Here is an 8,801-nt window from a genome sequence, read left to right on the forward strand (position 1 = left end):
CGGCGTCGAGCTGACGATCGTGAACACCGGCGATGAGACCACGACGTTCTCGACGTTTGGCGCCGTCGAGGTCGTTGACTCCGAGGGCCAAGCGTGGGACATCACCTTCACCACGTCGGACGAGCCGTCCATCGATGGCGATGTGCCCGCAGGCGCGACCCGCAAGGGCTGGCTGTACCTGGAGGTGGGTGAGGAGGCGACGGACCTGGAGCTGCGGGTCAAGGGCAACTTCACCGCTACCGGGTCGGTCTTCCTGCTCTGACCTGGGCTGCTCGCAGCGTCGCCAGGCCGGTCCCTTTCGGCGGCCCGGTAGCATCCTCGCCATGTGGGGCATCGCACTGAACCTTGGACTTCGAGCGCCCATCACCGGCTGATCGCGGGCATCGCAGAGACGCCTGCGTCGCGATGGCCGCGTGCCCGATGCGATGCCGCCGCCCGTTCCGTCATGGGTTGGCCGGGGACGGCGCTAGAACGAGAGCGGCGGTTCGTCGACGTAGGGCTCAGAGATTGGGAGACCCGTGGCGGCGGCCCACTTGGTGCGTGTCGCCTCTTTCTCGTAGGTGAAGATCTCCTTGCAGCCGTGGAGAACCGCCGTCGCCAGGTGGAGCGCATCGATGGAACCAGGGGCGCTGACTTGCCTTTGCTTGGCCGCTCGGATCAGTCCACGCCCCGCGCGGGTCAGAGCCTGGGACACATCGACGATGGTCATCGGTGAGGCTGGTTCCCAGAGCTTGTCGATCGCAGCCTCACCTTCGGCCGTCAACCCGCCGGCCGCCTCCTCCGCGCCGTAGGCCACCTCCGTGACCGACAACACGGAGGTCAGCAGTTTGACCCTGCCCTGGCGGGCGTCCTCAAGGAGCGCAGCGACGGTGTCGGCGCGCCCGGGTTCCTCACCGATGTAGGCGATGAGAACACTGGCGTCCATTTAGATGGGCCGTGGTTCAGCTGGCATTCCGGACCCGGCGGATCACCTGCTCGGCGGGACCGTCGAGACGGATGGCACCGCGGGCTTGCTTGTAGCCGAGGCTGTCACCCTCGGCGATCAGGTCGACGCGACTCACCCGTCGAATCGCCCGAGGTCGGCCGGTCGCGGCGTCACGGGTGATGGTGCCGGTGACGTCGGCGATCCGTCCCCAAGCGCCCCGCATCATCGCCTCGTCCTCACTTCGGAGGTAGCAGGACACCGGACGGTCGTTGGTCAGGTCGTAGAGCGTGAAGCGCAGGCCGCCGCGGTGAGAGAGGGTCTCAATGCGGCCTCGGATCGCCCCGAGAGACCGTGTCATCTCCGGCGCGGCGCTTGGCGGAGCCGGTGGTGCGGACTGTCCAGTGAAGATGACGTCGTCCTCGGCCGTCTCCAGCACCAAGGGGTGCTCGTCGTCAGCCACTGCGGCGAGGTCTCCCACCAGGCGCAAGATCGGCCGGTCAGGGTCGAGATTTCCCCGAGCGACCTGGCGGGCGGCCCCAAGGTAGTCCTCCACGATGTCCGAGACAGCGGCCGCCGACTCCTTGTCGAGGGGGATCGCCCGTGCGGTCGTCATGGCGCTGCCGTACTCGAGACCCGACAGCACCCACGCCACGTGCGCGTCGCGGACCCGGCTGAGCTCATCGAGCACCTTGGAGAAGCGGCGGAGCGCGTCGGACAGAAGGCCGATCGTCACCTCGCCATCAAGGCGGAACGTCACAGAGTCGTCGCCAGCCACTGCGAGCAGGCTACTTGGGCGACGCTGGGGAGGCGGAGGTGTCATCCATGTGGAGCACCGTACGCAGAGCGCGCGACAGCGGACCCGGGATCAGGGCGGTCACCGCGAATGCTCGAGGGCCCTTTGTTGGGATCCTCGTGAACCCATGCCGCCGCAGCGGATCATGTCCCCTGGTCAGTCGAGTGGTGGTGGTGGTGAGCTGGCCTGTAGGCGGGGTTCTGTCCTCGGGTCCCTTGCGGGGGTCCCGATGGGTGACCATCCATCTGTGCGGCCCACCTGGGACGTGACGGGCGGGCCACCCTGTCCCTGTTCGGCCTTGCTCCCGGTGGGGGTTGCCTAGCCGCCGTGGTCGCCCACGACGCTGGTGCGCTCTTACCGCACCGTTTCAACCTTGCCTGTGCCCGGAGGCCATCGGCGGTCTGCTCTCTGTTGCCCTGTACCGACAGGTCGCCCCGTCCTGGCTCTCACCAGCACCGTGCCCTGGGGAGCCCCGACCTTCCTCAGCCGACCCGGTTCGCACCGGGCCAACCGCGGTCACCCGGCCAGCTCACCACCAGCGCGATAGGGTACTCGGGCCGGGCGTGGACAGGGACCGGCGGGCCGACGGCGAAAATCGTCGGGGGCCCGACATCGCCCGGCGCGAGCGGTCCAACGGCCCCCGGGGGCAGGAGGAGATGACGATGGTGCCAACGGTGCGACGTCCACGGAACGCGGTCACCGTCGCGCTCACCGCCCTGCTCCTGCTGGGCGCGGGCGGGCTGGCGGCGTGCACGCCGCCACCCGACGCCCTCGTGATCGGCCCCTCCGACGCCACCACCGTCGCCGATGCCACCCAGCTGACCGGCCGGCGGGTGAACCTGCCCCGTCCCGACTGCACGGCCCGGCTCTCGGACTGCTTCGAGCTCAACCTGATCAACCAGCTCGACGGGTTCGACCTCGACCCCCGGGTGACGGTGCGCTTCAACGAACCCATCGACGTGGCCCGGGTCAATCCCGACACCCTCTACCTCCACCCCGTCGGCGACGACACGGAGGCGGGGCGCGTTGGGTTGGGGCGCCTGGTGCTGAGCGGCACGGTGCTCGCGGGTCAACCCGAGCGCCAGCTGCTCGAGGGCACCACCTATGAGATCGTGGTGACCGACGCGATCAACGGCCAGTCGGGCACCTCGACGTTCACCACCATGACCACCACCCGCGAGCTGCGCGAGTACCGCCGCCAGCTCGACTCCGGCGCCGCCTACACCTCGGCGGGGATCCCCGAAGACCAGCGCGGCCTCGACTTCGTGATCGACGGCGAGCGGCGCGTGTACTCGGCGGCCAACGTGGTGCGCCCGTTGCGCTTCAACGACCTCGAGGTGGGCGACGACGACCCGCTGGTCGAGGAGACCGTCTTCGACAGCCGGCGGTTCTCGCCCGACGGTGGGACCGTCGCCTTCGGGTCGTACCTGTCCCCGCAGTGGATCGACGCCAACCGGGCCATCGCCCGCCGACCCAGCCGGCACCCGGTGATCTCCCCGACGGAGCATGACCGGGTGGGCTTCATCCTCATCACCCCGCAGGCCACGCCGACCCGACCCCAGCCGGCCGACGGCTGGCCCGTCGCCATCTTCGGCCCCGGCGTGACCCGCTCGAAGTACGACGTCTTCCTCGCCGCCGATGAGAACCTGCGTGAGGGCATCGCCACCATCGCCATCGACCCTGTCGGCCACTCCCGGGGCCCGGCCACCGAGAGCGGGGTGCAGCTCGCGGTCCCGCTGACGACCGAGCGCTTCTCGGGCTTCGGGCGGGCCGTCGACGTCGAGGGCGACGGTGAGTACGACGACCGCGACGGCCTCGGCACCCGGAGCCAACCCGCCCGCTTCGCCAGCATCGGCCTGCGCGACGGCCTGCGCCAGACCGCGCTCGACAACATGGCGTTGGCCCGGGCCATCGCGCGCGGCGTCGATGTCGATGGCGACGACACGATCGACCTGCGCGGCACCGGCATCGGCTACTACGCCCAGAGCCTCGGAGGCATCTACGGCACGATGCTGATGGGCGCCGATCCGCTGATCACCTTCGGCGCCCTGAACGTGCCGGGCGGGCCCATCCTCGAGATCGCCCGGCTCTCGCCCGGGTTCCGCTGCACGGTCACCACCGAGCTCGGCAACCGTCGGCCGCCGCTGCTCAACGGCGGGCCCAGCGGCTGCGCCGACGGGCGGCGCGGCTTCACCGAGTCGACCCCGCTGTTCGCCGAACCCCCGGAGACCTCACCGGCGCCGGGTGCGGTGGCCATCCAACAGGTCGGGGCCCGGACGAACTGGATCAACCGCAGCGGCAGCCCCGAGGCCTTCGCTCCGCTGATCCGCCTCCGGCCGCCGACCGGTGAGGCGCCCAAGCGGGTGATGTACCAGTTCGCCTTCGGCGACGAGACGGTGCCCAACCCGACCAGCGCCACGCTCATGCGGGCCGGCGGGTTCGAGGACGTGACGACCTTCTACCGCAACGACCTCACGCCGACGGCCACCACGAACCCGCACGGCTTCCTGATCGACCCCCGGCTGACAGGGCGCCAGATGGGTCAGATGCAGATCGCCAGGTTCCTCGAGAGCGAAGGGGCGACGATCATCGATCCCGACGACGGCGGCCCCATCTTCGAGGTGCCGATCACCGATCCGGACGACCTCGAGGAACTCAACTTCTGACCCCGCCCGAGCGCACTCGGGAAAGGTCTTCGCGGCTCGGCCTCGGGGACGGCCTCAGCCCTCGCTCTCGGTCGACTCGCCGTCGCCGCCCTCGGCTGAGTCCTCCGCCCCGCCGTCCCCGCCCTCGGGAGCGTCCCCGCTCTCGGGGGTGTCCTCGCCCTCTGGCGCGTCCTCGCCCTCGGCGTCCTCGTCGTCGGCCGGCGCCTCCTCGGCTTCGGCGAGGGCGTCGGTGCCCTCCTGGCCGTCGGCCACGAGCATGTACTCCGGCAGGCGGGCCGGGCCCGAGGTGTCGAGCACGGCGGCGGGCACTGCGCTGGCGCCCGTCGGGTCGATCAGCAGCGACACCAGGGCGGCCTGGCGGGCCGCGACCGCACCGATGGCCATCAGGCTCTGGCGGAGCTGGGGTGTGCTGAGCGTGCCCGCTCCCCACGCATAGGTGGCGGCGGCGAGGGTCTCGATGGAGCCGGCGAACTGGAGGACCGCGCGCTGGGTGGTGAGGTCTCCGATCTGGGCGCCGAGCAGGCCGTCGAGGATGCCCCGGTTGGCCGTGGCGATCGGCTCGCCGCCGGCGGTCTCGATCAGGCCCACGAGCGCCTCGGCGTGGGTCCGGTGCCGGTTGCGCAGGAGCGTCAGCATCCCCAAGGTGCCCTCGTCGTAGGTGATCTCCTCGCGGAGCCGCTGGAGGGAGCTGACCTCGGCGAGGGCCTCGTCGTCGTCGAGCAGCACCGAGTAGATCTGCACCGCGGCCAGCTCGAGGCTGCGGTGGGTGCGGGTGACGACCGAGTCCTGGGTCGCCCCCTCCTCCGGTGTGGTGGCCCGCGGGGGCGCCAGGGTGGTCTCCGCCGGCTGGGGCTCGGTCACCCCGGTCTCACTCGGCGGCGTCACCTCGTCGCTGCCGCACGCCGCGAGCACGGCCGCGGCGAGCACGCCACCTCCGCCGAGGCGGAGGAACTGCCGGCGGCCGTCGGGACCCGGGGCGCCGACGACGTCGGGGTCCGAGCGAACCAGGATGCGGCCCGCCGTCTCTCGCCACTGGGCGACTGCGGTGGTGGGGATGTGCTGCGCCTCGCGGACCAGCTCGTCGATGTCGTCAGGGTGCATGTCGGCCCGCTGTCCTCTCAGTCCTCGTTGGTGGCGGTCGAGCCGCTGCCGTCGTCGGCGCCGCCCCCGCTCGATTCGGTCCCGTCACCGGGGTCGGCGGTGCCTCCGTCGGAGTCGCCGTCGCCCGGGTCGACGCCCTCGCCGCCCTCGTTGGCCTCGGGGTCCTCGTCGGGCACGGTGCTCGACGCTGCCGATCCCTCGTCGCCCTCCGGCCGGACGGCCGGGTAGGACTCGGCCGAGAGCGTGCCATCACCGGACTGCGAGTCGGGGATGAGCGCGGAGGCCTCGACGCCGGCCAGAGAGCCCAGCACGACGGCGTGCTGGGCGACCACCGGCAGGGTGGCTGCGACGACCTGGGCGTCGTTCTGATCCTCCATCGCCCCGATGGTGCTGAAGTGGGTGGCGGCCACGGAGGTCTCGAGGTCGCCGAGCGCGGTGAGCATATCGGTCGGCTCCGTGACGGCGCCGAGGGTGCCCTGGAGCTCGGCGAGCAGCGTCGCGTTGGGCTCCTCGACGGCGGTGGGGAGCAGGTCGTTGAGCTCGTCGGCTTGACCGGAGTGGTGGAGGCCGAAGCTGCGGACGACCTCGAGCACCGGCTCGGGCAGCGGGGAGGAGGTGGGATCGGTGGCGATGGCGTACGCCTCTGTGCAGGCGAGGGCCAGCCCGGCCAGGAAGGCGACGCGGGTCTCGTCCTCGGTGAGCTCGGACCCGGCCTCAGCCTCGCCTTCGCCGTCGTCCTGGGCGCCGGCGAAGGGCGCCAGGCGGGTGAGGGGGGTGAGCTGGGTGCCGGCGGCGAGCACGGCACCGCCGGCGGCGACCCGGGCGAGGAAGCGGCGTCGCGACGCACCGTTGACGGCGGGCGCATCGATCAGGAGGGGCTCGGTTCGGTCGGTCAGGACTGGCAGTCGCGGCGGGCTGGTCCCCACGCGTCCTCCTCGGGTCGGGCCGCCCCTGCAGGGGTCACGTGGCGGCGCAGCAGCACGGACCGCCCATGTCTAGTGCGCGACGACCTCACGTCCCGAAGCGTGCGCCCGGTGCCCCCGGCCGCAGGGCGAGGGCACCGGGTCAGAAGTCCAGGCCCGAGAGCTCCGGGATCCAGTGCGCCGAGCGCCGTACCGCCTCCTGCCACCGGTCCCGGTCGAGGGTGCGGGCCGGCTCCACGGTCATCCGGGGGGCCCACAGGGCCGCGATCTCCTCCGCCGTCGCCCACACGCCGGAGGCCAGCCCGGCCAGGTAGGCCGCGCCGAGCGTGGTCGCCTCGCGCTCGGGCGACACCTCGATGGGCCGCTGGGTGGCATCGGCCAGGGCCTGCACGAAGGTCGGGTTGTCGCTCATCCCGCCGTCGACGCGCAGCGACGCGATCGGCAGCCCACCGTCGGCCTCGGCCGCCTCGAGGAGGTCGGCCCCCCGGTGGGCCACACCTTCGAGCACGGCCCGCACCACCTGGGCCCGGCCCGATCCGCGGCTCACGCCGAGGAGGGTGCCGCGGGCGCCGTAGTCCCAGCGGGGGGCGCCCAGGCCGAGCAGGGCGGGCACGAACCAGACGCCCTCGCTGTCGTCGCACGACGCCGCCACGGGGTGGGACTCGGCGGCATCGGCGATCAGGCCCATGTCGTCGCGCAGCCACTCGACGTTGGTGCCGGCGGAGAGCATCGCCGCCTCCACGCCCCAGGTCAGGGCGCCGTCGCGACCGAGGGTCACGATCGGGAAGCCGCCGGCGGGGCCCCGGGTACCGAAGGGCGGCCGCTCGGGCCCCACGATCACGTCGAGCATGCCGCCGGTGCCGAAGGTGGCCTTGGCCTGGCCCGGCGCGACGCAGCCCTGCCCGACGAGCGAGGCCTGCTGGTCACCGGCGATGCCGGCGATGGGAGGCGCGCCCTCGAGGGCCGTGGCCGGGCCGACGAGGCCCACCGAGTCGACGACGGTCGGCAGCGACTCGCGGGTGATCCGGAGTCGGGCGAGGACGCCGTCTGACCAGTCGCGGCCCTCGACGGTGCGCATCCCGGTGAGGGCCGCGTTGGTCGGGTCGGTGACGTGGAGGGCGCCCTCGGTCAGGGTCCAGATGACCCATGAGTCGACGGTGCCGACGCAGAGGTCGCGGGTGCGCTCGGGGTCGACCTGGTCGAGCAGGGCGTGGGCCTTGGTGGCCGAGAGGTTGGGGGCGATGCGGATGCCCTCGCCCGCCAGCTCCAGGCAGGTGCCGATGGTGCGCAGGTCCTGCCAACCGAGACCTGGGGCCACGGGGACACCGGTGGCCCGGTCCCACACGAGGGTCGAGGCCCGCTGGTTGGCGATGCCGACCCCATCCACCGGCCCGCCGGCGGCGAGAGCGGCGCGCGCCACCTCGAGCACGGTCGTCGCCATCAACGTCCCGTCGAACTCGACGAGCCCGGGTGCCGGCGACTCGGGCAGCAGAGACCGGGAGTGGACGTGGGCCACCGACGCCTCGGCGCCGACGACGGCCGCCCGCAGGCTGCTGGTGCCGACGTCGATGACGAGGATGCGGTTCTCGGCGGGTGTCACGGGGATTCCTCCGGTGAGCGGATCGGGCGACGGGGCACGCGCTCGACACGGGCCAGCAGGCCGCCCGCAGCGGCGGTGAGGGCGGCGAGCAGGCCGGTGGCGACCCAGGTGAGCGGCGTCAGGTCCTGGCCCCGCAGCAGCGAGGTGACGATGCCGGCGCCCTGCAGGATCGCCCAGCACACCACGCCGGCGGCGGCACAGGTGGCGACGGGCGAGAGGGGCTCGAAGCGCCGCACGACCCAGCCTGCGAAGCAGAAGCCGAGCAGCTGGACGGTGACGATGACGAGTGCGGCCCCGCCGCGGACCCGGCCGTCGCCGTCAGCGAGCAGCTGGCCGGCGATCGCCGCGGGCCCGACGAACACGAGCCCGTTGAGCCCGGCCCGCACGGCGAGGCGCCAGTCGGTGCCCTCTGGTCGGGTGGGGTTCGGAGATGCGGTCACGGTGGCCGGGCTAGGGCCAGGCGAGCTCGCCGAACGGCGAGGGCAGGCCCAGCTTGCCGGGGTTGAGGATGCCCGACGGGTCGAGCGCCGCCTTGGCCGCGACCAGCACGTCGTGAGCCGGGCCCAGCGCCTCGCGGGCGAAGCGCGCCCGGTTGAGGCCCACCCCGTGGTGGTGGCTCAGCGAACCGCCGTGGGCCAGCACCGCCCGGGTGCCGGCATCCCACGCCGCTCGGTAGTAGGCGTCACGTTCGTCGGCGTCGACCTGGGCGGCGAAGGTGAAGTAGAGGCAGCCGCCGTCGGTGTAGCTGTGGGACTGGTGGGCCGAGGCCACGAGCGTGCCCTCCACCGCTCGC

General features: G+C 72.5%; 9 protein-coding genes and 1 other RNA gene. 2 read left to right on the plus strand and 8 right to left on the minus strand.

Annotated features, from left to right (window positions below; translation table 11 throughout):
* The coding region (locus VNL12_RS16045) for a DUF4352 domain-containing protein (RefSeq protein WP_325595950.1) at positions 1-262 on the plus strand (262 nt) is incomplete at its 5' end.
* A gap of 204 nt (positions 263-466) precedes the next feature.
* Here VNL12_RS16045 and VNL12_RS16050 read toward each other — a convergent pair.
* The 3 genes from VNL12_RS16050 to rnpB form a co-directional block, all read right to left on the minus strand.
* Positions 467-925: a type II toxin-antitoxin system VapC family toxin gene (locus tag VNL12_RS16050; RefSeq protein WP_325595951.1), complete on the minus strand. Its 459-nt coding sequence runs from the start codon at positions 923-925 to the stop codon at positions 467-469.
* A 16-nt stretch (positions 926-941) separates the two neighbouring features.
* Positions 942-1,700: a hypothetical protein gene (locus VNL12_RS16055; protein ID WP_325595952.1), complete on the minus strand. Its 759-nt coding sequence runs from the start codon at positions 1,698-1,700 to the stop codon at positions 942-944.
* Positions 1,701-1,891: 191 nt separating this feature from the next.
* Positions 1,892-2,250: RNase P RNA component class A (gene rnpB / locus VNL12_RS16060), an RNA gene on the minus strand.
* Positions 2,251-2,281: 31 nt separating this feature from the next.
* Between rnpB and VNL12_RS16065 the strand changes: the two genes are divergently transcribed.
* Positions 2,282-4,384: an Ig-like domain-containing protein gene (locus VNL12_RS16065; RefSeq protein ID WP_325595953.1), complete on the plus strand. Its 2,103-nt coding sequence runs from the start codon at positions 2,282-2,284 to the stop codon at positions 4,382-4,384.
* Between the two features lie 54 nt (positions 4,385-4,438).
* Here VNL12_RS16065 and VNL12_RS16070 read toward each other — a convergent pair whose 3' ends face one another.
* From VNL12_RS16070 to VNL12_RS16090, 5 genes are all read right to left on the minus strand, one after another.
* Complete coding sequence (locus tag VNL12_RS16070; RefSeq protein ID WP_325595954.1) at positions 4,439-5,485, minus strand: ferritin-like domain-containing protein; 1,047 nt, start codon at positions 5,483-5,485, stop codon at positions 4,439-4,441.
* Positions 5,486-5,502: 17 nt separating this feature from the next.
* Positions 5,503-6,411 carry a twin-arginine translocation signal domain-containing protein gene (locus VNL12_RS16075; protein WP_325595955.1) on the minus strand — a complete coding sequence of 303 codons (909 nt, stop codon included), beginning with the start codon at positions 6,409-6,411 and terminating at the stop codon, positions 5,503-5,505.
* A 139-nt stretch (positions 6,412-6,550) separates the two neighbouring features.
* Complete coding sequence (locus tag VNL12_RS16080; RefSeq protein WP_325595956.1) at positions 6,551-8,008, minus strand: FGGY family carbohydrate kinase; 1,458 nt, start codon at positions 8,006-8,008, stop codon at positions 6,551-6,553.
* On the minus strand, positions 8,005-8,448 hold the full coding sequence (locus tag VNL12_RS16085; protein WP_325595957.1) for a hypothetical protein: 444 nt from the start codon (positions 8,446-8,448) through the stop codon (positions 8,005-8,007). The genes VNL12_RS16080 and VNL12_RS16085 overlap by 4 nt, the downstream gene beginning before the upstream one ends.
* Before the next feature lie 10 nt (positions 8,449-8,458).
* The coding region (locus tag VNL12_RS16090) for an FAD-binding oxidoreductase (RefSeq protein WP_325595958.1) at positions 8,459-8,801 on the minus strand (343 nt) is incomplete at its 5' end.

This window comes from Iamia sp. (assembly GCF_035575815.1).
Lineage (GTDB): Bacteria > Actinomycetota > Acidimicrobiia > Acidimicrobiales > Iamiaceae > Iamia.

Bases quoted from the DNA above. Each gene is read 5' to 3' on its own strand.
- VNL12_RS16050 (WP_325595951.1), bottom strand. From the start codon at position 925: ATGGACGCCAGTGTTCTCATCGCCTACATCGGTGAGGAACCCGGGCGC.
- VNL12_RS16070 (WP_325595954.1), bottom strand. From the start codon at position 5,485: ATGCACCCTGACGACATCGACGAGCTGGTCCGCGAGGCGCAGCACATC.